A 25,223-nucleotide genomic window follows, 5' to 3' on the forward strand; every position below is an offset into this window, starting at 1 on the left:
ACTCACTCCTCTCTCGTTCTGTCAGATTTCGGTCGGCGCAACATGCCTTCGTAGACACCCTTGTCCTCCGCAGGGATCGGTGTTGCACCGACCGTACGTGCATAAAAATCCACCGGCCCGGCATCGCCGATCACCGCATAGGCATAACCATTCGCCTTCAGCGCCGATAACGCGGCGGCCAGCAGAGCCACGCCGACACCCCTGCCGCGTGCATCCGGATGCACGCCCGTTGGGCCGAAAAAGCCACGCGCCACAATGTCATGGCAGGCAAAGCCGATGAGTTGTCCTTCCGACACCGCAATGAGACACGCGGCCGGCCGACGCGAAAAGGCGACAGTCACCTCGCTTGCCCAGTTGTCGGAAAAGTTCTCGCGTACCCAATCGACGACGAGCGCCATTTCCGGCGCCAGCGCCGCGCGGATCGCGACGCCCGCGACTGGTGGCAACCCGGCAAGCGCCTTGAACTTTTGGGAATGGAGGTTGACAAGAAGATCGGGCATCGCTTCGCTCTCCGTCAGACCCAGTGGCCATAGAGGTTGGGCATCAGCGCCGCATTGACGATGAAACGGTCCCAGTCCTTCTGTGCCCACGGCGTCCAGGCGGTCTCCGCTATGGCCGAGAGGCGCGGGAAGACGAGGCGGTCGAAGACGCCGCGATCGGCCATGGATTCATTCCAGATACAGGCTTGAATGCCCTTGAAATGCGTGAGCTGCTCCACTGTCCAACCCTGGACCGGATCGAAATCGTAGGTGTCGCGCGCAGACGGGGAGCCTGCCCATCCGGCGCCGGGCTCGTTCCAGTCGGCGGATTGGGCCATGTCGAGGTAATAAGCCTGCCCCGGAGATACGACCATGTCATAGCCCGCCTCAGCAAGACGGGCGCTCACCGGCACGTCACGCCAGCCGATCAGGTAGGACGATCCCTTGTCGAGCACGTCGCCATGCGCCGCCTCCTGCCAGCCGCCGGTCACGCAGCCGAGCGAACGCACGCTTTCATGCACCTGCCGCAGGAAGGCGGCTTGCAGCACGGCAGTCGGCGCGTTCTCAATATCGTCCGCGCCGTCCTGGTTGGTCTCCATATTGTTTTGCCGCGCGTGGCTCCTGGCCGCGTCTTCGCCGGAAAGGCTGGCGAGCATGGCGAGCGCCATCGGCGAACCGGACCAGGCCCCGAGAGGCACTTCATCGGCGCCGACATGCAGGATGCCGGCGGGAAAGAGCCCGGCGAGTTCCCGCATCACCGTCTCCATGAAGGCGATCGCCTTCGGCTGGGCGGGGTTGAGGCAATTGTTCGGCATGCCCTGCACGGAGGCATATTCGCCGGTCTCATCGGGGTCACGCAGTTCAGGCAGTGCCTGCAGCAGAGCAAAGCTGTGGCCGGGAACATCGATTTCCGGGATGACTGCAATGGCATAGCGGCCGGCAAGCGCCACGATCTCGCGCACTTCGGCCTGCGTGTAGTAGCCGCCAGTGGCGAAAGGCCCGGACCCGAAGAGCGGCGGCACAGACAGGCCATGCCCACGCCAGGCGGCCTTCTCCGTCAGGTGCGGATAGGCAGCGATCTCGATGCGCCAAGCCTCGTCGTCGGTGAGGTGCCAGTGGAAGCGGTTGAGCTTGTTCCAGGCGAGCACCGCAAGGAACTGCTTGACCTCCGCGCCCGCATAAAACTGCCGCGCCACGTCGAGATGGCAGCCGCGAAAGTCCATGCGCGGAGCATCCTCGATCGCGCCCGCCACGGGGAAGAGGAAGGTCGCCGGCTGGCGCCGCGCGCCGCGAAGAATTTGACCGAGGGTGATGAGGCCATAGAGGAAGCCCGCAGACGTGGCGGCAGTGACCCGCACACCATCGGCTGCAAAGTCGAGGCGATAGGCCTCCGCTTCACCTGCCCGTTCGGCAAAACGCACTGTCAAACCGCCCTGATGCGCGTCCCGTACCAACCCTTCGCCGGGAAAAAGCCGCGCCGTGATGTCCGCGAAGGCGTCGGCCGCCTCAACCGCTGCTGCAGATCCAGTGCCAAGGGCAAGCCCGTGCGGCACCTGTCCACCTGCGATACCCCGGACATCCTTCGGCCAGGGAAGGATGGACAGCGGCTCTGGCGGATTGAACGGGACTGGCGCGCGGGCAGTGCCACGGCGCGGTGCATTGTCCACGGTCGTGGAGATGGTTGGCAGCACACGCGCCGGCAGGATCGTTCCTTCGGCGGTGACCACATAGGCATTGTGCGCGCCGTCGCTCCAGTGGCGCAATGGATAGGAGAGCTGGCGGCTGCTCGCCTCCCAGGTTGCGCCAGGCAATAGCACGAAGCCGTCCGGCGGTGCTATCGTGCTGTGGTTGGAAAAGCGCCGCACCAGCCGCCCATTCTGAATTGCCGCCGTCGCCTGCAATCGGCCCGGGCCGCTGAAGCAGAGCACGAAATCTGCCAACGGCGTCGCGCCGAGATTGGTCAGCCGCACCGTATAGAGCGGCGCCTCTTCGCCGGCAGCCGGCGTCCAGAACGTTTCGAAAAGCAGGGAGAGGTTGGGCTCGGAAGGCACAGTCATCAGGTCTTTCCTTTGATCGTCAAACAGGTCACGCAGGCTGGCTTCGGTGCGAGCAGGCCGGCGCCCCGCAGGTACAGGGGGCCGCGTTTGGACGGCCCCCTGCCCGCCTTAGCCAGGGAGAAATTCGGCAAGGCGGCATGCGTGATCGCTGGGGAGACCGACTGGAATCCCGCTTGGAGGGGGATGAGCGATTTCAACGCCAAACAGCCCCGATCTCGACGGCGGCGCACGATGAGATACCTGCCCTGGAGGCAAGTTGGGCTAAAAGAATGGGCATGTCAGTCTGCTCCGAAAAGGGCCCAAGCACACACCGTCCAGCCGAGGCGTGCTAGCGCCTGTCGCGGCGCGCGCCCTGCTGAACCGTATTCCCTCATGCTCTGAACCCGTATGTTCCCGTTATATGTCATCGCCGAGCGGCGTAATTTATTTTCCAAATGATGCGTAGAATTCCTTCGCAGTCAATATAATTTTCTCCATTAGCACTTTAATATGAAATGAATTTTCTCTAATTGGCGTTTTCCGCGCGAAATTTTCATGCCGAAATTACAAGGTTATCAACCGGAGAAGTCCTGCCCGTTGTGAATCCTGCTTGAATATCAATCGCCTTGAAGACGCAGGTACTGACAAGAGCTGTGACAAGCCTGAAGCAGGCCTGACGCCCCATGAAAATAGCCCCGTAGAAAGAGGCCGAGAATTTCACGGTTCCGGGCTAGCGTCTCGCTCTATTGGCCATGGCGGCCTCAACATCGACAACGCGAGGCGTGAATTTGGCGCCATCCGGCACGCGCGGCGTCATTCAGGATAGTGATCCTCAACACCGTGTAGAGGCCCGACAAACCGGGCGGGGCAATAGAGTGGTAAGAAGGATGATGCGCTTTTCCTCAAAGCCAGCTTCAGACCTCAGGCCAGGGCCGGCCGGTGCCGGCCTATCAGCCAGGCACCGGCATTCTCGGCATGCTCGCAAGCAGCTTTTGCGTATAAGGATGCGCGGGACGGGCAAGCAGGTCGCGCGTGGCGCCCTTTTCGACAATCAGGCCCTTTTCCAGCACCACCAATTGCTCGCAAAGCAGCGCCACCAGGGCAATATCATGCGAGACGACGATAAAAGTCATCCGGCACGAGAGAGTGCGCATGAGGTCGATGATTCGGGTGCGGGTAGACAGATCGAGAGCGCTGACCACCTCGTCGGCGATAATGAGGTCAGGCTTGGCGACGATTGCGCGCGCGATTGCGATACGCTGGCGCTGGCCGCCGGAAAATTCATGCGGATAGCGTCCGGCCGCATCTGCTGGCAGATCAACATCCCGCAAGGCCTCAGTCACAGCATTGGTAATGTCGGTTTCGATTTTCAGCGAGCGCAATGGCTCCGCTATGATGTCGAAGACCCGCTGGCGCGGGTCTAGTGATGAATATGGATCCTGGAAAACGGCCTGTACGCTACGGCGAAAACCGCGCATGAAGCTGCGGTTGTCGGTGTCGAGGCTTTGGCCGCGAAAGGATACCGTGCCGGCGGAGGCACGCTCCAGCCCAAGCAGCAGCTTCAGAAGTGTCGTCTTGCCGGAACCGGATTCGCCGACAACGCCGAGATTGTTTCCTGCACGGATGGACAGGTCTATGCCCTGCAAAACAGTCTTGCCGCCGCCATAGGCGAAGGAAACGCCAGTAAGATCGAGAAGGGTCATTGCGTCATCTCCAGCGCCGCATCGAACGCACGAGCGGCGGCGACCAGACTTTCGGTATAGGGATGTGCCGGCCGGTTGAAGAGTGTCGCGACCGGCCCTTCCTCGATCAGCCTGCCGCCGCGCATCACCAGCGCGCGGGTGGCGATGTTCGCCACAACTGGCAGATCGTGGCTGATGAAAAGCAGCCCCATCGCCTCGTCCTGAACTAAGCCTTCCAGCAGTTTCAGAATTTCCATCTGTGTGGTGACATCAAGCGCGGTGGTGGGTTCGTCGGCAATCAGCAGCTTCGGCCGGCAGGCGAGTGCCATGGCGATGGCCGCACGCTGACGCTGGCCGCCAGAAATCTCGTGCGGGAAGGCGCGGGCAATACGATCCGCCTCCGGAAGCGCAACGCGTTCCAAAAGTCCCAGTACTCGCCGCGATACCTCTTCCCTGCCGCAAGCGATTCCGTCGCGCATGGCCCGGCGGCGCACCACTTCCCCAACTTGGTGACCGATCCGCATCAGCGGATTGAGCGCGGTCATAGGCTCCTGAAACACGACGGCGACGCCCGTTCCACGCAATGGCACGAGATCGCGATCGCGTGTACCGATCACCTGATGACCGTCCAGCAGAATTGAGCCGGCAACTCGCATCGGCTCCGGCAGGAGGCCCAGCATGGCCAGCGCCGTCAACGATTTGCCTGACCCGGATTCACCGATGAGCCCGACCCGCTCGCCAGCGGCGATCGAAAAGGAAATGCCGGAAACAAGCGTCCGTCCAGGCGTACGAATCTCCAGATTTTCGACTGACAGTAAGGCGTTCACCGGCTTCTCCTTCGGGTCGGATCCGCAACCTCACGCAGGCCGTCGGCAAAGAGATTGAGACCAATGACCAGTGAGACCAGCGCAAGGCCGGGGGCGATGGCGCCGAAGGGGGCGGTATAAACGGATGCCTGCGCCTCCTGCAGCAGCCGGCCCCAGGAGGCGTTCGGCGGCGGCGCACCGAGCCCCAGATAGGACAGCGATGCCTCGGCAATGATGGCCAATCCGAACTGCAGCGCGAAATTGACAACGAGCGTCGGCCAGATGTTCGGCAGGACATGGATACGCACGATACCCGGCCACGACGTACCGGAAATGCGCGCCGCCGTGATGTAATCCATTGCGAGGATGCGCTTTGCAAGAATGCGCGACAACCGCGCCACGATGGCCGAACCGGCGATGCCGATGGCGAGGATCGCCGTCCACAGGCTTGCCCCGTCGCCGGAGGCAACGATCAGCATGGCGAGCAGCAGCGTCGGGAAAGCGATGAGGATATCCAGGGCTGCGGCCAGCACATCATCCAGCGTGCGCGTGGCAAAGGCCGAGAGTACCCCGGCCGTCACACCGATAAAGGCGCCGAGCGCAACCGCCCCGCAGCCGACGACGAGCGCGATGCGTGAGCCGACCATGATCTGGGTCATAAGATCGCGGCCGAGCCGATCTGTGCCTGCCCAGTGCGCGAACGAAGGACCTTCCAGCCGGCCGCCGACCATGTCGGCCACGCCGTAAGGCGTCCAAACGAGCGAGAGGAGCGCGATCACGACATGCAGACCAACGAGAAGTCCGCCGATGGCAAGCGGCCAGGGAACGGCCGATTTTTGCGGCACGCTTTCAGTCGCAATCAGAGGTTCCGGCACGCTCATGCCCCACCTCCTACAACTTGGGTACGCAGACGTGGATCGATCAAACGCTGGATAAGGTCGGCTGCAAAGCCGACCAGCAGCACCAGCAATGTCGAAACGAACAGCACGCCCTGCACATTCGGATAGTCCCGCTGTTCGATGCCGAGCAGCAGCATGGAACCAAGGCCCGGCAGGGCAAATACCCGTTCCACCACCACAGCGCCAAGCAGGGTGGATGCCAGCTCGATACCAAGCAAGGAAATGACCGGAACGGCGCCGTTGCGGATGCCGTGGCGGATCAGCGCCTCGGAGAAGGTCGCGCCCAGCGCCCTCGCGGTGCGCAAGTAGTCGCTGCCCAGAACATCCTGGGTTGCCGATCGCACATACCGGATCAAAGACGCCGACATGACGATGGCGATGGTCACAACCGGCAGCACCAAGGCCTGAACGGCGGCGCCGGGCGCCTGCCAGCCGCGCGAGGGAAAGCCTCCGGAGGGAAAAAGCCGCAGATTGACCGCAAACACCGTGACCAGAAGAATGCCGATCCAGAACACAGGCACGGCAATTCCAAGCTGCGAAACGACCGAGATCAACGCGCCGTACCACCGATTCTGGCGCACGACAGAGAGGATGCCAAGAGGAACAGCGATGGCGATGGAAACGGCAAAGGCCATCAGGGTCAACGGTACGGTCACGATGAGGCGCTTGCCGATTTCATCGAGTACCGGCGCACCGCTGACGAAGGAGTTGCCGAGGTCGAAGCGGGCCAGACTGCCGGCAAAACGTAGAAATTGTTCGTAGAGCGGCAAGTCGGAACCCACCTGTTTGCGGGCGGCCTCGATCTGCGCCGCATCGGCGCCAACGGAGACCAGCGCATTTGCGGGGTCGCCCGGCAAGAGGCGCAGCAGCACGAACAGAATGACGGCGGCAATGATGACCGACAGCACCAGGATGGCGGAGCGGCGAAGTATGTAGGAAAGTATGGTCTTGACCTCTCATGCGCGGACGCCGCCCGCGCATTCATATGCCGGGCGGCGCCTTGTGTCGAGTATCCGGCGTGGCAGTTGTTACTCGGCCTTGGTGATGCCGTAGGCGAAGAACTGCGAGTTGAGACCGTTCAATGGATAGCCGCTGACCGAGGCCCTGGACACGACGATTTGCGGATAGAGGTAGAACCAGTTGCTGGCTGCATCCTCCGCGATGATCGTGTTGGCTTCCTTCAACTTCTCAGTCTGCCCCTCTTCCGTTCCGCTTGATTCCGCCTGCTTGATCAGGTCGGCAACCTTCGGGTTGTTGTAACCCCAGTAGAAATCCGGGTTGCCATAGAAGACGATATCGCGATGGTTGACATGCTCCTGCAGGGTCGCCTGGAAGTCATGCGCCTTGTAGACCTTTGTGTACCATTCGTTGGCAGTAATGACGTTGATCTCGACCTTGACGCCGACCTTGGCCAGCTCGCTCTGGATAAACTGTGCTGCAATCGGATGCGGATCGTAGTTCGGCGTATCGATGGTGAAGGTGAAGCCATCGGGATAGCCGGCTTCCTTGAGCAGAGCCTTGGCGCTTTCCGGATCATAGGCATCGACCTTGGTCAGATCGGCATACCAGGCATCCGTCGGTGGCACGAAGGAACCGATCAGCGTGCCGTAATCGCCCCAGACGGCCTTCAAGAGCTTCCCATCGTCAACGGCGCGGGCGAGAGCCTTGCGAACTTTCACATTGTCGAAGGGCGCAACGCGGTCGTTATAGGCGAGCAGAAGCTTCGTCGTGGACTTGCCCTCGCTGACCGAAAACTCCGGATTATCCTTGAACTGGGCAAGCGAATCCGGGCTCTGCACGGAGGTGATGATATCGACGGAGCCGGTCAGCAGCGCGTTGTTGAGAGCTGTCGCTTCGGTGAAATATTGAAAAACCACCTCGGCATTCTTCGGCTTTTCACCCCAGTATTTGTCGAAACGGGCGATGGCGAGCGACGAGCCGCGCCGCCACTCCTGCAGTGCGTAGGGGCCGGTGCCATCTTCCTTCGATTGAAAGTCCTTGGCCTCGTCGTTGGCGATCCAGACATAGCTCAGATTGTAAGGCAGCGAGACCGAGCGCGCCGCCAGTTTCACCACAACGGTGGCATCGTCCGGCGTCTCGACGCTTGCGATGGTCTTCAGGCTGTTCTTGCGCGAGCTTTTGGAAGTTTCGGAGGTGACGCGCTCGATGGAGAACTTCACATCCTTTGACGTAAGCGGCGCACCGGAATGAAAGGTCACGTCGGGCTGCAGCGTGAACGTATAGGTGAGGCCGTCTTCGCTCACCTTTGTATCCTTGGCAAGCGACGGCTCGACCGTGCCCGCATCCGTGAGCCGGAACAACGCTTCATAAACATTGCCGTTGAAGGCTTCGTTGATGCCCTGACCGGCGCCAGCGGTATTGTCGAGATTTTGCGGCTCATAAAGCGAACCGATGTTGATCGTGGCGTCCGGATCGCTCTCCGCGGCAAGCGCCGGGCCGAAGACGCTCATTGCAAGAGCAACGGCAAGTCCCGCGGCCAGTCCGGAGTTGCGGGTTGTGGAAGCGCTCATTCTATTCTCCTGTTTCGCGACGCCCTTTTACGGCGCCCTGGCGGTAATTGTATCGAACCGCACACACGCAAGATATTCACATCTGCTCTAATTTGCGGAAATTAAAGGGAATTGTGTTTTAACGAACATCAAATCCACGGATTGTTTTTCGCGAGCACAAGGCAGCGAGTTTCGTGCGGCTTCCTGCGAACGCCCTGCGAGGCACCGGCGTGATCTGGCATGCCTGGCTACCACCGGCCACGATGAGGCCGCCACAAGAGACCGCAATGGTGCAGGCCAGTGGCCATGCGCATGTCCGCTGCAGAAATGGAAAACGCGACGACCGGCCCACATTCAGGAAAGACTATGGGGCCAGGCCTGTGGATTCACGAAGAATAAGCTCGACTGGCCATAACTCGTGGATCTCCGCCGGCGGCTTGCCGGAGAGGAGTTGTAGCACCAGTTCCGCCGAGCGCGTGCCAGCAGCACGCATCGACGACCGCGTCGTCGAGAGCGATGGGGCCATGTTGTCGGCATTTAGGTAAGGGAAGACATCGTCATGGGCGATGACCGAAATATCCTTGCCGACAACAAGATCAAGGGAACGTGCCGCACGATAAACCCCGAGCGCCGTCATCATAGAACCGGCAACAAACGCTGTCGGGCGTGGCGATTGCTCGAGAAAGGATCGCGCGAACCGGAAGCCGACCTCGTCGGTAAAATTACCGTGCGCAACCAGTTTCGGGTCAAACGGCAGGCCCCGCTCCACCAAAGCGTCGCGATAGCCCTTGTCACGGTGCACGGAGAAAGTCACTCCGGGACGGCCGTTGATCATGGCGATACGCCTATGTCCCAGATCGAGCAGATGACTGGTGGCACGCTTGATTGCCCCTTCATTGTCGATATCGAGCCAGGCATAGGGAACAGCCGTTTCCGACCGCCCGTGCACGAGAAAGGGCATGCCCAGCCGATGGAGCAGACTGATGCGCTCGTCATCGGGCCGCGGGCCATTGACGATGATGGCATCGACGCGCCGGCTCTCCACCAACCGGCTGTAGAGTTGGATCTCCTCTCTCGCATCATGCTCGGCAATCGGAGTGACGACAATGTCGATGTCCTCACCACCAAGGCGTTCACCCATGCCGCTGAGGAATTCGGCGAAATGAACTTCGCGGCCTCGCCCCATCAGGATGCCGATGGCGCCGACCCGGCCGGTCACAAGCCGCACTGCATTGATATTGGGGCGGTAGCCCAGACGCAACGCCTCATCGGCAACACGCTTGCGGGTACTTTCGCGAACCTCCGGATAGCCGCTCAAGGCCCGGCTTACCGTGGTTGGAGACAGATCAAGATGCTTGGCAAAGTCTTTGAGTTTCATGGGATTCGACGGCAGTCTTCCGGTTTGGAATGCTCGTATCAGCTATATCTTGCTACCCCACATCCAGCAATCCATCTGAGAGTCGATCAGGCAGATGTCGACAAGGGTATCTGGAAAGATGTCGCTGCCGGCGTGGTGCCAACCGACTACCAGCGGTTTGCGGATGCCGTTGCGTCGGGGATTTCCGGAGACCCCGATTTCCGCCATGCAGCGGCCTTCAAAAGGTCCTTGATCTTGCCATCGTCAGCGGCGAAAAACGGCGGGAAATGGCGGTTTGAGCCTCGGTTGAGGCTGTCTGCAGCGCGCGCCGGAAACAACATCCGGCGCGGCCGTGTTTCATAGCATCAGCCTGGCAAGAAGCGGCACGACCACCGAGGTCGCGATGGCGTTCAAAGCCATCGCCATCCCGGCAAAAAGCCCCGCAGTTTCATCAACGTCGAAGGCGCGGGCCGTTCCGATTCCGTGAGAGGTCAGCCCGACGGCGAAACCGCGGGCTTCATAATCCTTGATCCGCATCGCATTCATGAAGGGCGTGACCACAACTGCACCGACGATGCCTGTCAGGATCACCAAAACTGCCGTCAGCGAAGGGTTCCCACCCAATGACGCCGATATTGACATGGCCACGCCGGCAGTAGCCGATTTCGGCAGGAACGATATGAGCACGTCTTGTGAAAGACCTGCCCATTTCCCCATCACGATGATCGATAGGACCGCAGAAAACGAGCCGACGACGAGTGCTGCACCCATCGGAACAAGTGCCTGCCTCACCTTCTGCCATTGCCGGAACAAGGGTATGGCAATCGCCACCGTGGCAGGCCCGAGCAGGAAATGAATAAATTGCGCTCCAGCGAAAAACCTCTCGTACGGCACATTGAACATCCACAGCGTGCATGCAAGCAGCACGATGGAGATCAGAACGGGATTGGCCAGCGGATGGCGTTTCAGGCGAACCGAGATGGTGGTCGCAACGATCCACACAAGCAAGGTCAGGGTCAGCCAAAGAAGCGGGGAGGTTGAAAGATAAACCCACAGTTCCATCGGATGCTTCATGGGGCTATTTCCCTCCAACAAGTCGCCGAACAATGATGAATGTCCATACCGTTATGGCGAGCGTAAGGACCGCGGAAGCCACGAGCACCAAAAGTATGGCGCTCGCCTGGCTCTGCAACTCACCCGAAAGGGCAATGATTCCAACCCCGGCGGGCACGAACAACAGGCCAAGATTGGCCAGGAAGCCGTCGGCGGCCGCTTCGGTTTCCGCAAAGAGGGAAAGCCCAAACGCCTTGCAGAGCTGCATCGCGACAAAGAGAAAGACCAAGCCCACGACTGGGCCGGGGAGAGGAATCCCGGAGGTGAAGACGAGGCTTTCCCCCAACAACTGAAACAACAATAAAAGTGCAATTCCCTTGATCATCCGAAATTCCGTTCGAGCCGCGTTTGACGGACTGACGGTAAGGGATGACTGGCGCTGCAGTCTACCGCGCTTGTGTATCCCGGTGAGACCATACTCCCCGCCATGCGCGGGTTGGCGCGCGCTGGCCCCGAGCTGCACCTTTCTCCATCTGCCTCGGACCACTCTACGGCCAGTTGGCATACCCGGATGCAATACGGCGTTTTCAGATCCGGCCGACGCGCAGGCCGCGTCGCGATACCCTAGGGTTTCCTCGTCATAGACATGGCCCGTCTCGACTATGTCAGTTCGGCGGGATTGCTCGTCATGCTCAAAACCGCCAAGACGAGCCGCGCCGTCAAAAAGAAGCGTGTACTCGCGGGCCTGCAACCCACCGTTCAGGAAGTGTTCGACATCAGTGGCTTCACGGCACTTTTCGTCATCGTGGATACCATCGAAGAAGCCGAGGCCAGTCTGAACGAAGACCTTCCGTAAACTGCACTGGTGAACGCATCGCACGAACGATGTTGGGATACCATGACAGCAAAACCGGGCCTCCTCTTGAGAGCCCGGCCTTGTAGATCATGATGAAACCGGCTGCTCACACAGTAGCAACCGGTATCAATGAACGGGATCAGACCAGGTCGAACCGGTCTGCATTCATCACCTTGTTCCAGGCAGCAACGAAGTCACGGACGAACTTGCCCTGTGCATCGTTCTGACCATAGACTTCGGCCAATGCACGCAGCTGCGAGTTCGAGCCGAAGACCAGATCGGAGCGGGTGGCAGTCCATTTCACCTCACCGGTTGCCCGGTCGCGCCCCTCAAAGACCTCCTTCTCCGGCGTTGCCGCCTTCCAGACCGTACCCATGTCGAGCAGGTTGACGAAGAAGTCGTTGGTCAAGGTTTCAGGGCGCGTGGTAAAGACGCCATTCTGGGACTGGCCGTGGTTGGCGTTCAGTGCCCGAAGGCCGCCGACCAGCACCGTCATTTCCGGAGCCGTCAGGGTCAGGAGCTGTGCCCTGTCGATCAGGAGTTCTTCGGCAGATACAGTGAAGCTGGCCTTCTGATAGTTGCGGAAACCATCCGAAACCGGCTCAAGCACCGAGAAGGATTCGATATCGGTCTGTTCCTGCGTTGCATCGGTGCGGCCGGGCACGAAGGCAACCGAAACATCCTGACCGGCACTCTTTGCCGCCTTTTCAACGGCTGCGGCCCCGCCGAGCACGATTAGATCGGCAAGCGACACCTGCTTGCCGCCTTGATGGGCATCGTTGAAGGCCCGCTGGACGCCTTCGAGCGTAGCAAGCACCGTTGCCAACTGCTCAGGCTGGTTGGCTTCCCAATCCTTCTGTGGTGCGAGACGGATACGGGCGCCATTGGCACCACCGCGCTTGTCGGAACCACGGAAGGTCGAGGCTGAGGCCCAGGCGGTCGAAACCAGCTGCGACACCGACAGGCCGGACGCCAGAATCTTTTCCTTGAGGCCGGCAATATCGGCCGCATCGACCAGCGGATGACCGGCAGCCGGGATCGGGTCCTGCCAGATCAGGTCTTCGCTTGGCACTTCCGGGCCGAGATAGCGAGCTTTCGGTCCCATGTCGCGGTGGGTCAACTTGAACCAGGCGCGGGCAAAGGCATCGGCAAACTGCTCCGGGTTCTCGTAGAAACGGCGCGAGATCTTCTCGTAGGCCGGATCGGTGCGCAGCGCGATGTCGCTGGTCAGCATGGCCGGGGCATGGCGCTTCGATGGGTCATGGGCATCCGGAACCGAATTGGCGCCCATGCCATGCTTCGGCGTCCACTGATGGGCGCCGGCCGGGCTCTTCGTCAGTTCCCATTCATAGCCGAACAGGTTCCAGAAGAAGTTGTTGCTCCAGCGCGTCGGCGTCGAGGTCCAGGTGACTTCGAGGCCGCTGGAGATCGTGTCGCCACCCTTGCCGCTGCCGTAGCTGCTGGCCCAGCCGAGACCTTGCTGCTCGATATCGGCACCTTCAGGCTCGGGACCGACATGGGCGGCATCACCGGCACCATGGGTCTTGCCGAAGGTGTGGCCACCGGCGATCAAGGCGACGGTTTCCTCATCATTCATGGCCATGCGGGCAAACGTTTCGCGGATGTCGCGGGCGGACGCCAGCGGGTCCGGATTGCCGTTCGGGCCTTCCGGGTTGACGTAGATCAGCCCCATCTGCACGGCTGCGAGCGGGTTTTCCAGATCGCGGTCGCCGCTATAGCGCTTGTCGTCGAGCCAGGTGCGTTCCGCACCCCAGTAGATGTCTTCTTCCGGCTCCCAGACATCGGCGCGGCCACCGGCGAAGCCGAAGGTCTTGAAGCCCATGGATTCGAGCGCGCAGTTGCCGGCGAGGACCAGAAGGTCGGCCCAGGAGAGCGCATTGCCATACTTCTGCTTGATCGGCCAGAGAAGGCGGCGGGCCTTGTCGAGATTGACGTTATCCGGCCAGCTGTTGAGCGGCGCAAAACGCTGGGTGCCCGAGGATGCACCGCCACGGCCATCGCCGGTGCGGTAAGTGCCGGCGCTATGCCAGGCCATGCGGATGAAGAACGGGCCATAATGACCGAAGTCGGCCGGCCACCAATCCTTGGAATCCGTCATCAGGGCAAAGATGTCCTGCTTCACCGCCGCAAGATCGAGCGTCTTGAAGGCTTCGGCATAATCAAAGCCCACGCCCATCGGATCGGAGAGTGCGGAATTCTGGTGAAGAATCTTGAGGTTAAGCTGGTTCGGCCACCATTCACGGTTCGAAGTCCCTTCGCCCGAGTTGCTGGTGAGCGACCCGTGCATGACCGGACACTTGCCCGTTTTCTCGACTTTGGCGTCCATTTCTGCCTCCTGTTTCAAATGCAATTTCGTTAGTTCCGCCGCAACATCCCCCATACGATTCATAATTTCCAATTGTATTTAATGGAATTATCGATAGGATAAACCTATCATGATTACGATCCGGCAAATGCGCTATTTCGATGCTCTGGCGACCACGCGGCACTTTGGCCGGGCGGCTGAAATGGTCAATGTCAGCCAGCCGGCGTTATCGGCACAGATCATGGAGATGGAAAATCATCTCGAGGTCAAACTGATCGAGCGCAACCGCAGCGGCGCGCTTTTGACCCGGCAGGGCGAAGCTTTGCTTCCGGATATCCGGGCCATTCTCCTGTCTGTCGACGCCCTGCATGACCGCGCCCGGCAGTCAACGGGCGTGCTGGAAGGCCGCTTGCGGCTCGGCATCATCCCAACCGTTGCGCCGTATCTGGTCCCCAAACTCATTCCCATGCTGCGGCAGCGCTACCCGAAACTGGATGTGGAACTGCGCGAACTGTTAACGACCGGGTGCGTTGACGACGTCAAGCACGGTAAACTTGATTGCGCCATCGTCGCGCTGCCGCATGGCGAGGACAGCCTGCAATCCTGTCCCTTGTTCGAAGACCGCTTCCTGATCGCCAGCGCCGATGACGAAAGCACCGTGCTGGTCTCACCGATTTCGGAGGCCCAAGTCGATATGGACCGGCTGCTGCTTCTGGAAGAGGGTCATTGCCTGCGCGACCAGGCGCTTGCCGTCTGTGGTTCGACCGCGGGCCGCAGCGTTGCGAATTATGGCGCTACCTCGATGGCCACGCTGCTGCAAATGGTGAGCCACGGCATGGGGATCACGCTGATCCCCGAAATCGCTGTCAAGGACGAGCGAACCCGCAACCGCATGCGGATCGTCCCCTTCGCCGAACCGCAACCGTCGCGCCAGATCGGCCTCATCTGGCGCAACCGCAGTGGCCGCGACAGCGATCAGCAGGCGCTGGCCGCCCTCGTCACGGAAGCTGGCAAGGCGTTGCTGGGGTAGGTTCTACCCCAGCCTCAAAACATTCCTCAAACCACCTTGGCCTTCAAGAATTCCACCGTCCGGCTCCAGGCCAGATCGGCGGCTTTCTTGTCGTAGCGCGCAGCCGATGTATCGTTGTTGAAGGCGTGGTTGACGCCCTCGTAGATCTGGATGGTGAAATCCTTGCCATTGTCGGTCAGCGCCTTCTTATAGGCATCGATACCGGCGTTGATACGGTCGTCCAGACCGGCATATTGCAGCAGCAGCGCAGCCTTGATCTTCGGCACGTCTTCGGCTGGCGGCTGGGCGCCATAATAGGCGACACCGGCCTTGAGATCGGGCGACGCGACGGCCAGCTTGTTGACCATGCCGCCACCCCAGCAGAAGCCGATCGCCCCGGCCTTGCCGGTGGTGAGGTCGTTGCCTTCCAGATAGGTGACGGTTGCAACCGCATTATCGACCGTCTGCTTGCCATCCAGCGCCCCGATCATTTCGCGGGCCTTGTCCTCATCAGCCGGGGTGCCGCCTGCGGGCGACAGGAAATCCGGGGCAAGCGCCACAAAACCTTCCAGCGCCATACGGCGGGCGACATCCTTGATATGCGGATTGAGGCCGCGGTTTTCATGGATAACGATGACGGCGGGCAGCTTTCCGGCCGCATCGGCCGGGCGCACCAGATAGCCCTTCATATCACCACCGGCGCCGGAATAGGTAACATCCTCGGTTTTCACGCGCGCATCGTCCTCGGGAATGATTTCCGCCTGCGCGCTGTTGGCCGCCAGCAGCGGCGCGATAGCGGCGGCGGCCGCGGCCGATCCGCTTAGCGCCGTCAAGGTGCGCATGAACGCGCGCCGGTCCAGGCTCAGATGGGTGTACTCGTCATAGGCGTTGATCATCGCCTGGGTGATCTGCGGCTTTTCCATGCGTTCCTCCTGAAACCGGCGCCGTTCGGTCCAAAGGACATCCAGGCGCGCTGTGAATGGTACCCGGTAGAGGCAGCAAGAGCATCACCGGTCAGGATCATAGAATTGCGGCAGTGGCGGCATTAGACAACGGCAACACCGTTGACTTGACGCAAAAGTGATCCGGCCATGAAAGCACGGCCGGATCGGTTTTGCTTATTGCATGTACCAGCCGTGGCTGACGACGAGTGACTGGCCGGTGAGCGCATTGGTCTCGAAACCGGCAAACAGCAGCGCCACCTCGGCAACATCCTCGACAGTGGTGAACTGGGCGTCCACCGTGCCGCCGAGCATGACCTTCTTGATTACTTCATCCTCGGAAATACCAAGTTCCTTGGCCTGTTCCGGAATTTGCTTGTCGACCAGCGGCGTGCGAACGAAACCGGGGCAGATGACGTTGGCGCGAACGCCGTCCGGGCCGCCTTCCCTGGCAACCACGCGGGCGAGGCCCAACAGTCCGTGCTTGGCCGTGACATAGGCCGATTTCAGCGGCGAGGCCTCATGCGAGTGCACCGAGCCCATATAGATGATCGCCCCGCCCTTTTGTGCCTTCATATGCGGCACACAGGCCTTCGTCGTCAGAAACGCGCCATCGAGATGGATGGCGAGCATCTTCTTCCAGTCGGAGAAAGCGTAATCCTCGATCTTGTTGACGATCTGGATGCCCGCATTGGAGACGAGCACATCGACCCTGCCCCATTTGGCAACGACCACAGCAACGCCCGAGTTGACAGCGTCTTCGCTGGTAACGTCCATGGCAAGGCCCATGGCCTCGCCCGGTCCCACCGCCGTCAGGTCCTTGGCCGTTGCTTCCGCCGCTTCGAGCTTCAGGTCGGCGATGACGACCTTGGCGCCTTCCGAAACATACTTTTTGGCGATCGCCAGACCGATACCGCTGGCGGAGCCGGTGACGATGCAGACCTTGTCCTTGAGTTTCATGGTTTTAACTCCCTATTTTGCAAGATAATCATGGACCACTTCGCCGAGGCCCAGCGTCAGGTCGGAGAGAATATGGACGGCGGATTTGACCTCCAGCACCGGCAGGTCGGCAACCGGCGCCAGCGCATGCGGAAACAGCGCCAGAGCCCCCGGCCCTTCCCAGGCACCTTTCACCGTCAGGTCTTCGAGATAATAGCGGACCAGCTCGCAGATGCGCGGCGTGCAGTCCACGTGCGGAATGATCTTCAGCATGAAATTCGGCTGTTTCAGGCTTTCGAGGATTTTCGCCGTGTCGAGCGTGCGGTGCTTGAAGCCCATCGTCGCGGTTGCCACCCGCTGGCCGCCATAGTCGAGCGTACCGACCAGCGCATCCTTGACCGGGGTCAGCGACGGTTCGGCCAGCTTCTTTGGAAAGCCCCAGATCTCGCGGCCGCCGGCAATCGGCGCGTCATCGTTCAGATACATCGAGTGCACATAACCGCCGTGAACGCCCTGATAGGTCACCGGAATGACCTGGCCGGACTCGGTATAATCGCCAAAGCCGGTGGAATCCGGCATGCGGATGAACTCGTATTTCACCAGCGGCTCATCGAATTGCAGCGGCTCTGGCACCACCCGGCGCAAGGCTTCGGGGTCAGTGCGATAGGTGATGATCATGTATTCGCGGTTGACGAACCGGTACGGCCCCGGCGGATAGGACGGGCTCGTCAGCGGCATGGCAAAGGCATTGCGAACGACATCTTCGATTTTCATGGCTTTTTCCCACGCAGGCGTTGCTCGGCAAGATCGAAAACCCGGATTCCGTTGGTCGGACGCGTGCGGTTCAGCCAATCGGGATGATTGAGCGTCTCGATCACATCGTCATGTCCTGCCTTCCAGTGCTCTTCCACCGAGAGGCGCGAAAACTCATAATCCTTGGAACCGGTTTCATAGGCCGCATGCCGGTAGATCAGGTGCACCATGGTGACGGCGCAATCGTTGCCGATCTTTTCAAGGAGCCTTGCATCAGGATCATCCTTCAATTCCGGTGGCAGCTTTTCCATCAACCGCTTGGCGGCCATGCGTACCGACTGAAGCTTGCGGAACTGGTCGGTGTTCAACCGCGTGCGGCTGGAAAAGCGGATTTCCTTTTCACGCGCTTCGACATCGAAAAGATCCCGCGGCAGCGGCCCCTTTGCGCTGAATAGATCGACCTGGAAGATGCAGAGATCGGTTTCCAGTTCCTGGCCTGAAAGCACCCGCTGCAGCGGCGTGTTGGAAACGATGCCGCCATCCCAATAGAAGCGGCCATCGATCTCGACCGGTGCAAACCCCGGCGGCAAGGCGCCGGAGGCGGCGACATGCTTGGCTGAGAAGGCGCAGTGGTGATTGTCAAAGTAATTGAAATTGCCGCTCATCACATCGACGGCGCCGAGGCTGAGCCGGATCGCGCCGGAATTGATCAGGTCGAAATCCACCAGACCGGAAAGCGTCTCTTCGAGCGGCGCGGTGTCGTAAAGACTGATGGCCGCCATCGGATCGCCGGGGATTTTCCACGGTGCAAAGGCGCGCGGCGTGAAGAAGCCGGGAACGCCGGTGAGTGACCCCAGAAACGCGGAGGATTCGTTGAACCATTTGCGCATCGCATCGCCATTGCCGAGGAAATGGCCCGGCAATCCCGACGAAACCCGGTGCCAGAATGTCCTCAGATTATCGACGCGCCGGTCAACGGGACTGCCTGCGATGATTGCGGAATTGATCGAGCCGATGGAGATGCCGGCCAGCCAATCGGGCCGGGCACCGGCTTCATGCAGCGCCTCATAGGCGCCGGCCTGATAGGCGCCGAGAGCACCGCCGCCCTGAAACACCAGAACGGTCTTCTCTGTGGGTATGCTCACTGAATGCTTTCCTTCGGACGACTGCACCTGCGAACAGACAACAACTGGAGGGTTGTCCGGTTCCGCATTCACAGATTAAGTTTCGGTAACGTGGAAAGGCAATTTTGACGGCGTATAATCAGTTAAGTCAATAGGTTGGATATGGAGCGGCATTTGTTCCCGCACGTGGAAACCGGATGATAGTCCGGTCTTGTGCACTGCGCAATGCAAGACAATGTGACAGCGGCAACCATCAGATCCCGAGCAGATGGATGGCGAAAAGCAACCACAGACTGAAATTGAGAACAAAGCCAGAGACGAACAGGCGTTGCCGTATCCGCAGCCGGTTGGAGGTGACATGCACCCAGGCATGCGCATAGCGGCTGAGCACGAAGAGCCAGGCAACGGCCACCACGACGTGATTGACGCCCGCCGTTACGTATAACAGTGTGCAGACCAGAAAGAACAGCATCGGCAACTCGAACTGGTTGATCAGGCTGCGCGCCACCGTCGCGCTCGGCTCCGGTTCGATGGCAGGAACCCAGAAATCCGAGGCCTTGGCTGTTCCTGCCCGCATGGCACCGGAGCGGCGTTTCAACATCAGGAAATAGATAAGGTGGATGAGGGCGACCTGCGCAATGACCGGCCAGAAGATTGCAGTCGAGATGGGCATGGTCACTCCGTCGATTCGAATTGCCCCTGATCTATAGCGGACGTGCGAAAAATCCAGAACCGCCCGCCGCCGCGCCCATGCAGCGCTCCATGCTTGACAGCTGTTTTACCAATGAACGATGTTCAACGAAGCAGCCTCAGAGAGAAAGAACCGTATGTCCGATCCACATGCCGCCGCCGTCCCGCTGCCCACCCATCATGCCGCTGCGATGCGCGGGCGTGACCCGCATGAACACCACCGGGTGGCAACGCCACTCGAACTGCTGTTCGACCTGACCTTCGTCATCGCGTTCGGCGTTGCCGGATCGCAGTTGGCGCATCTGCTGGCGGAAGGCCATTATGCCGCCGGCCTGATGGGTTTTGGCTTTGCCATGTTCGCCATCTGCTGGGCCTGGGTGAATTTCTCCTGGTTCGCCTCCGCCTTCGACACGGACGACTGGATCTACCGGTTGACGACGATGGTACAGATGGCCGGTGTGCTGATCCTGGCGCTCGGCCTGCCGCAAATGTTCGAGTCCATCGACAACGGCGCCCATGTCGATAACGGCGTCATGGTGCTGGGCTATATCGTCATGCGGGTGGCGATGATCTTCCAGTGGCTGCGCGCGGCGCGGCAAACGGCGGACCGGCGTTCCGCCTGCCTGTCCTATGTGACCGCCATCGCCATTGCCCAGATCGGCTGGATCGCGGTGATCCTCATCGACATGCCGCTGCTGCCGACCTTTCTCTGCGTCGTCACACTGACTCTGATCGAAATGCTTGGTCCCATTCTCGCTGAACGCCGCGGCGGCGGTACGCCCTGGCATGCGCACCATATTGCCGAGCGTTACGGGCTACTGGCCATTATCACGCTTGGGGAAGGTGTCGTTGGAACGGTGGCGTCGATTTCGGCCATCGTCGGTGAGCAGGGATGGAGCCTCGACGCCATCCTCATCTGTGTTGCCGGGACCGGACTGACCTTCGGCATGTGGTGGCTGTATTTTCTGTTGCCGTCCGGCCAGATCCTGCATCGCTTCCGCAACCGCGCTTTCCCTTGGGGCTATGGCCACATACTGATCTTCGCCTCCATTGCAGCGACCGGCGCGGGCCTGCATGTGGCCGCCTATTATATCGAGCACAAAGCACATATCGGCGAGGTTGCCGCCGTTCTCACCGTCGCGGTGCCGGTGTTTGCCTATGTGACCCTGGTCTTCGCACACTACGTTTATCTGCTGCGCAAGATGGAGACCTTCTATCTCGGGCTGATGATCGGCATGACCGCAGTGGTGGTGCTTTCCATCCTGTGTGCGGCCGCGGGCATCAACATGACCACCTGCCTCATCATCCTGGTGTTCGCGCCGCTCGTTCCCGTGGTCGGATACGAGATCAAGGGCCATCGTTACGGTAACGCCGCGCTTCAACGTGCGTTGGAAGCCTGACAAAGAAAAAGCGGCGAAGACAACTCCGCCGCTTTTTCATGGTTCAGGTTTGCAGCCGATGCTTACATCGAGCCCGGATAGTTCGGGCTCTCGCGAGTTATGGTCACGTCATGGGCATGGCTTTCGCGCAGGCCCGCACCGGAGATCCGCACGAACGTGGCCCGTTCCTGGAAATCCTTGATCGTCTTGCCGCCCACATAGCCCATCGAGGCCTTCAGACCGCCGGCCAACTGGTGCAGAACGCCGGAAACCGGCCCCTTGTACGGAACCTGGCCTTCGATGCCTTCCGGTACCAGCTTCAGCGTGTCGCGCACTTCCGCCTGGAAGTAACGGTCAGCCGAGCCGCGCGCCATGGCGCCGACAGAACCCATGCCACGATAGGCCTTGAACGAACGGCCCTGGTAGAGGAACACTTCGCCCGGGCTTTCATCCGTACCGGCCAGCAGCGAGCCGATCATGCAGGCCGACGCACCGGCTGCGATCGCCTTGGCGAGATCGCCCGAGAACTTGATGCCGCCATCAGCGATAACCGGGATATTGGCAGCCTGGGCGGCCTCGACCGCCGACATGATGGCTGCGAGCTGCGGCACGCCGACACCGGCGACGATACGGGTGGTGCAGATCGAACCCGGGCCGATACCGACCTTGACTGAATCCGCACCGGCATCAATCAGCGCCTTGGTACCATCAGCCGTGGCAACGTTACCTGCCATGACGCGAACCGAGTTCGACATGGTCTTGACCTTGGTCACGGCATCGAGAACGCGCTGCGAATGGCCGTGGGCCGTATCGACGACGATCAGGTCGATGCCGGCATCGATCAAACGCTCGGCCCGTTCGATACCGTCATCGCCAACGCTGATGGCGGCGGCGGCCCGCAGGCGGCCCTGCGCGTCTTTCGATGCGTTCGGGTGAAGCTGCGACTTTTCGATATCCTTGACGGTGATAAGACCGACACAACGGCCGTCACCATCGATGACCAGCAGCTTTTCGATGCGGTGGGCGTGGAGGAGACGCTTTGCTTCCTGCTGCTCGACATTTTCCGTGACCGTGATCAGGTTGTCGCGGGTCATCAGTTCATAGATCTTCTGGGCCGGATCGGATGCAAAACGCACATCGCGGTTTGTCAGAATACCCACGAGGCGGCCTGGAACCTTACCGGTTGCGTTTTCGACGACCGGGATGCCGGAGATCGAGTACATCTTCATCAGCGCCAGGGCATCTGCCAGCGTGGCATCCGGGCCGATGGTGACCGGGTTGACGACCATGCCGCTTTCAAACTTCTTGACCTGACGGACCTGCTCGGCCTGCTCGATCGGGGTGAGGTTGCGGTGGATGACGCCGATACCACCCGCCTGCGCCATTGCGATGGCCAGGCGGCCCTCGGTGACCGTATCCATCGCGGACGACAGGATCGGCAGGTTGAGGTCGATGTCCTGGGCGATGCGGGTGGCGATATTCGTCTGCCCCGGCATGACTTCGGAATGTCCGGGTTGCAGAAGAACGTCGTCGAAGGTCAAAGCCTCCAAACCGGTCGCCGTTTCGATGATGCGTGCCATGGCCAAATCCCTTCAGTAAAAGGTGTTCTCCCCGCACAGTTGGTCAACAGTGCGGCGAAGACTCGCCGCGCTCAAGCGGGCGAGAGTTTCTTGGAAGTTGGCGAGGGCTGGTAACACGGATATGACGGGTTGGAAAGTGCAAAGCCCGGCAAGAGTGCCGGGCCAGCCAAGATTCTTTTCGCAGATGCGATATCAGATTTCGAATTGATAGCTTTCCGGCACGAAACGATAGCCCTGATCCTGCTTCTCGATGAAGCCGGCAGCCGGGAACGGCATGTGGTAACCGACGAAGGGCAGCCGGTCGGTAGCGATCATGTCGAAAACCTTCTTGCGCGAGGCGGCGGCCTTGGCCTTGTCCATATCGAACCGCACTTCCCAATCGGGCCGCTGCAGCGACAGGACGAAATGGTTGGCGGTATCGGCGGTCAGCACAAGCCCCTTGCCCTCCGATTCGACCTTGAAGATCATGTGACCCGGCGAATGACCAAACGCCGCCATGCTGGTGATGCCGGGAACGACCTCGGCCCCGTCACCGATAAAGGTCATTTTTTCGGCCAGCGGCACGACATTCTTCAAAACACCCTTGTGCCCGCCCTCGGCCGGAGTTCCAACGCGGGCCTCATCCTTCCAGAAATCATATTCCACCTGGCCTGCGACGTAGCGGGCATTCTTGAACGCCGGTGCTCCCCCTTCCATCAGGCCGCCGATATGATCGCCGTGCATATGGGTGATCACGACGATGCTGACCTGATCCGGCGTATAACCGGCGTTGGCAATGCCCTCCAGCAAATGGCCGGCACCAGCCTCCCGGCCGCCCTCACCCATGCCGGTATCGAACAGGATCACCTCGGAGCCGGTATCGATCAGCGTCGGCGAGAAACCGTTGACGAATTTGTCGGTGGGCAGGAAATTTGCCTTGAGCAGGTCACCGACCGCCTGTGGCGTCTGGTTGGTACCAAACGTTTCTTCCGGCTTTTCGCTGATGCGGATGCCATCGCTGATGACGGTGACGCCAAAATTGCCGATCTTGAAGCTGCTGGTCCTGCCTGCCGGTATTTTCATTGTGTCCGCTTTCGGTTCGATCTGCGCAAAAGCCATCCGTGTCATCACGAACGGCGCCGCCAGCGCACCAACGGCTGTTGCTCCAAATAAGGCACGGCGGCTCAAGGGAATAGACGGCGTCATGCTGTTCTCCATTTTTTGGGGGCGGGCTTATCCGGATTGAACGGCGGGTCCGCTCATCCGGCAAGGCAACATCTAGCGTCTTGACAGGAGATGGCCGCTGGATTCACACGGATGTGATCGCAACGTGAGCGCCGCATGACGACTTTTGCCCCAAAAGCCCTATGTTCCGGTCGCTCCGCAGTCGCGCAAGGCCATTTCGCATGAACCGCATCGTCCCGATGATCCTCGCCGTCGCCCTGTTCATGGAGCAGATGGACTCGACCGTCATTGCCACATCGCTGCCGGCAATCGCCCATGATCTCGGCGTCGGGCCGATCACCCTCAAGCTGGCGCTGACCTCCTACATGGTATCGCTGGCGATCTTCATTCCCCTGAGCGGCTGGATGGCCGACCGTTTTGGCGCCAAACGCATCTTTCGCGCCGCCATTCTGGTCTTCATCTGCGGTTCCATCCTCTGCGCCATCGCTGACAGCGTGCTCGCCTTCGTCGTTTCTCGTTTTCTGCAGGGCATGGGCGGCGCGATGATGACGCCGGTGGCTCGCCTTGTCCTGGTCCGCTCGACGCAGCGCAGCGAACTGGTTGGCGCCATGGCGCTGCTGACCATCCCAGCCCTTGTCGGGCCGCTGGCTGGCCCACCGCTCGGCGGCTTCATCACCACCTATTTCTCCTGGCACTGGATTTTTCTGATCAACGTTCCGGTCGGCATCCTCGGCTACATTCTGTCCGGCATCTATTTGCCGGAGATCAAGAGCGACGCCCCGCCACCAATCGATATCAAGGGGTTCTTCTTCAGCGCGATTGCCGCCTCCGGCACAATGTTCGGGCTCTCGGTCATGAGCCTGCCGGCATTGCCGCCGCAATTCGGCGCTGCCGCCGTAGCCATCGGCGGTATTTGCGCGGTGCTCTACGTCCGGCACGCACGCCGCCACCCGGCGCCGCTGCTCGATCTCAACCTGTTCAAGGACAGTGCGTTTAGAGCGGCAGCAATCGGTGGCACGCTGTTTCGCATCTCGATCGGCGCCGTGCCTTTCCTGATGCCATTGATGCTGCAGGTCGGCTTTGGCCTGACGCCGTTTCAATCCGGCATGATCACCTTTGTCGGCGCAGTCGGGGCGCTGACGACAAAATTCTTTGCCAAGCGCGTGTTGATCTTCGCTGGTTTCCGCACGACGCTGATCTTTGCCTGTATCAGCGGCGCGATCCTGACCTTCGTCAACGGCCTGTTCACCCCGGCAACGCCCTATGCCGTGATGATGTTCATCCTTCTGCTCGCCGGTTTTGCCCGCTCGTTCTTCTTCACCAGCGTCAATGCACTGGCTTTCGCCGACATTCCGGATTCGCACGCCAGCAAAGCGACCTCGATGACCGCCGTGCTGCAGCAGATGAGCCTGGCGCTTGGCGTCGCCGTTGCCGGTGCCATCCTTGAAATCGAGACGACACTGACGGGATCAAAGCTTGAATTGGGAGATTTCCAGCTGGCTTTCATGCTGATTTCAGCGATCACTCTTTCAGCGATCATCCCGCTTATCCGCATGTCGAAAACCGCCGGAGCATCCGTGTCCGGACATAAGATGCGGGCAGATCCGGAAGCGGAGACCATTGGCGTCAAATAGAAGTGG

General features: G+C 60.5%; 23 protein-coding genes. 5 read left to right on the top strand and 18 right to left on the bottom strand.

Going from position 1 to position 25,223, the window contains the following annotated elements:
• Positions 1–2: 2 nt before the first annotated feature.
• From ASC96_RS31240 to ASC96_RS31275, 8 genes are all read right to left on the bottom strand, one after another.
• Positions 3–500: a GNAT family N-acetyltransferase gene (locus ASC96_RS31240; RefSeq protein ID WP_060506957.1), complete on the bottom strand. Its 498-nt coding sequence runs from the start codon at positions 498–500 to the stop codon at positions 3–5.
• A gap of 14 nt (positions 501–514) precedes the next feature.
• Entirely contained in the window at positions 515–2,536 is a 2,022-nt protein-coding gene (locus ASC96_RS31245; protein WP_060506959.1) for a beta-N-acetylhexosaminidase, read from the bottom strand.
• Between the two features lie 929 nt (positions 2,537–3,465).
• Positions 3,466–4,218, bottom strand: a complete 753-nt coding sequence (locus ASC96_RS31250) for an ATP-binding cassette domain-containing protein (RefSeq protein WP_060506961.1) — start codon at positions 4,216–4,218, stop codon at positions 3,466–3,468.
• On the bottom strand, positions 4,215–5,024 hold the full coding sequence (locus ASC96_RS31255; protein WP_060506962.1) for an ABC transporter ATP-binding protein: 810 nt from the start codon (positions 5,022–5,024) through the stop codon (positions 4,215–4,217). Before ASC96_RS31255 ends, ASC96_RS31250 begins: the two co-directional genes overlap by 4 nt.
• Positions 5,021–5,884 carry an ABC transporter permease gene (locus ASC96_RS31260; RefSeq protein WP_082512339.1) on the bottom strand — a complete coding sequence of 288 codons (864 nt, stop codon included), beginning with the start codon at positions 5,882–5,884 and terminating at the stop codon, positions 5,021–5,023. Before ASC96_RS31260 ends, ASC96_RS31255 begins: the two co-directional genes overlap by 4 nt.
• The gene (locus tag ASC96_RS31265) at positions 5,881–6,834 is read right to left on the bottom strand and encodes an ABC transporter permease (RefSeq protein WP_060506964.1); all 954 of its coding nucleotides are present in this window, start codon (positions 6,832–6,834) and stop codon (positions 5,881–5,883) included. Before ASC96_RS31265 ends, ASC96_RS31260 begins: the two co-directional genes overlap by 4 nt.
• Before the next feature lie 96 nt (positions 6,835–6,930).
• The gene (locus ASC96_RS31270; protein ID WP_060506966.1) at positions 6,931–8,433 is read right to left on the bottom strand and encodes an ABC transporter substrate-binding protein; all 1,503 of its coding nucleotides are present in this window, start codon (positions 8,431–8,433) and stop codon (positions 6,931–6,933) included.
• Positions 8,434–8,776: 343 nt separating this feature from the next.
• Entirely contained in the window at positions 8,777–9,790 is a 1,014-nt protein-coding gene (locus ASC96_RS31275) for a LacI family DNA-binding transcriptional regulator (protein WP_060506968.1), read from the bottom strand.
• On the opposite strand from ASC96_RS31275, the gene ASC96_RS33135 reads away from it, so the two are divergent.
• Positions 9,764–10,132, top strand: coding sequence for a hypothetical protein (locus tag ASC96_RS33135; RefSeq protein ID WP_156397743.1), 369 nt, complete (start codon positions 9,764–9,766; stop codon positions 10,130–10,132). The genes ASC96_RS31275 and ASC96_RS33135 overlap by 27 nt on opposite strands.
• Here ASC96_RS33135 and ASC96_RS31280 read toward each other — a convergent pair.
• Together ASC96_RS31280 and ASC96_RS31285 are read right to left on the bottom strand one after the other, a co-directional pair.
• Complete coding sequence (locus tag ASC96_RS31280; RefSeq protein WP_060506970.1) at positions 10,127–10,843, bottom strand: LrgB family protein; 717 nt, start codon at positions 10,841–10,843, stop codon at positions 10,127–10,129. The two genes, ASC96_RS33135 and ASC96_RS31280, sit on opposite strands and share 6 nt — an antisense overlap.
• A gap of 4 nt (positions 10,844–10,847) precedes the next feature.
• A complete protein-coding gene (locus ASC96_RS31285) occupies positions 10,848–11,207 on the bottom strand; it encodes a CidA/LrgA family protein (RefSeq protein WP_060507048.1) in 360 nt (119 codons plus the stop codon).
• 255 nt (positions 11,208–11,462) lie between these two features.
• On the opposite strand from ASC96_RS31285, the gene ASC96_RS31290 reads away from it, so the two are divergent.
• Positions 11,463–11,678, top strand: a complete 216-nt coding sequence (locus tag ASC96_RS31290; protein ID WP_280140026.1) for an STAS domain-containing protein — start codon at positions 11,463–11,465, stop codon at positions 11,676–11,678.
• Between the two features lie 139 nt (positions 11,679–11,817).
• Here ASC96_RS31290 and katG read toward each other — a convergent pair whose 3' ends face one another.
• Positions 11,818–14,025 (bottom strand): catalase/peroxidase HPI, encoded by a 2,208-nt coding sequence (gene katG, locus ASC96_RS31295; protein WP_060507049.1) that lies wholly within the window; start codon positions 14,023–14,025, stop codon positions 11,818–11,820.
• 109 nt (positions 14,026–14,134) lie between these two features.
• On the opposite strand from katG, the gene ASC96_RS31300 reads away from it, so the two are divergent.
• The gene (locus ASC96_RS31300) at positions 14,135–15,034 is read left to right on the top strand and encodes a hydrogen peroxide-inducible genes activator (RefSeq protein WP_060506974.1); all 900 of its coding nucleotides are present in this window, start codon (positions 14,135–14,137) and stop codon (positions 15,032–15,034) included.
• Positions 15,035–15,060: 26 nt separating this feature from the next.
• On the opposite strand, the gene ASC96_RS31305 is transcribed toward ASC96_RS31300, so the two are convergent.
• From ASC96_RS31305 to ASC96_RS31325, 5 genes are all read right to left on the bottom strand, one after another.
• Positions 15,061–15,936 carry a dienelactone hydrolase family protein gene (locus ASC96_RS31305; RefSeq protein ID WP_060506976.1) on the bottom strand — a complete coding sequence of 292 codons (876 nt, stop codon included), beginning with the start codon at positions 15,934–15,936 and terminating at the stop codon, positions 15,061–15,063.
• A 195-nt stretch (positions 15,937–16,131) separates the two neighbouring features.
• Positions 16,132–16,914, bottom strand: coding sequence for a 3-hydroxybutyrate dehydrogenase (locus ASC96_RS31310; RefSeq protein ID WP_060506978.1), 783 nt, complete (start codon positions 16,912–16,914; stop codon positions 16,132–16,134).
• A 12-nt stretch (positions 16,915–16,926) separates the two neighbouring features.
• Positions 16,927–17,667 carry an acetoacetate decarboxylase gene (locus tag ASC96_RS31315; RefSeq protein WP_060506980.1) on the bottom strand — a complete coding sequence of 247 codons (741 nt, stop codon included), beginning with the start codon at positions 17,665–17,667 and terminating at the stop codon, positions 16,927–16,929.
• Entirely contained in the window at positions 17,664–18,791 is a 1,128-nt protein-coding gene (locus tag ASC96_RS31320; RefSeq protein WP_060506982.1) for a patatin-like phospholipase family protein, read from the bottom strand. Before ASC96_RS31320 ends, ASC96_RS31315 begins: the two co-directional genes overlap by 4 nt.
• A 232-nt stretch (positions 18,792–19,023) precedes the next feature.
• On the bottom strand, positions 19,024–19,443 hold the full coding sequence (locus ASC96_RS31325; protein WP_060506984.1) for an MAPEG family protein: 420 nt from the start codon (positions 19,441–19,443) through the stop codon (positions 19,024–19,026).
• A 154-nt stretch (positions 19,444–19,597) separates the two neighbouring features.
• Here ASC96_RS31325 and ASC96_RS31330 point away from each other — a divergent pair, with 154 nt between their 5' ends.
• Positions 19,598–20,860 (top strand): low temperature requirement protein A, encoded by a 1,263-nt coding sequence (locus ASC96_RS31330; RefSeq protein WP_060506986.1) that lies wholly within the window; start codon positions 19,598–19,600, stop codon positions 20,858–20,860.
• Between the two features lie 62 nt (positions 20,861–20,922).
• Here ASC96_RS31330 and guaB read toward each other — a convergent pair whose 3' ends face one another.
• Positions 20,923–22,419 carry an IMP dehydrogenase gene (gene guaB / locus ASC96_RS31335; protein ID WP_060506988.1) on the bottom strand — a complete coding sequence of 499 codons (1,497 nt, stop codon included), beginning with the start codon at positions 22,417–22,419 and terminating at the stop codon, positions 20,923–20,925.
• A 192-nt stretch (positions 22,420–22,611) separates the two neighbouring features.
• A complete protein-coding gene (locus ASC96_RS31340) occupies positions 22,612–23,604 on the bottom strand; it encodes an MBL fold metallo-hydrolase (RefSeq protein WP_060506990.1) in 993 nt (330 codons plus the stop codon).
• A 200-nt stretch (positions 23,605–23,804) separates the two neighbouring features.
• Between ASC96_RS31340 and ASC96_RS31345 the strand changes: the two genes are divergently transcribed.
• Positions 23,805–25,217 carry a DHA2 family efflux MFS transporter permease subunit gene (locus tag ASC96_RS31345; protein ID WP_060506991.1) on the top strand — a complete coding sequence of 471 codons (1,413 nt, stop codon included), beginning with the start codon at positions 23,805–23,807 and terminating at the stop codon, positions 25,215–25,217.
• The last annotated feature ends 6 nt before the right edge of the window (positions 25,218–25,223 follow it).

The sequence above is a fragment of the Rhizobium sp. Root1204 genome (genome assembly GCF_001424965.1).
Lineage (GTDB): Bacteria > Pseudomonadota > Alphaproteobacteria > Rhizobiales > Rhizobiaceae > Pararhizobium.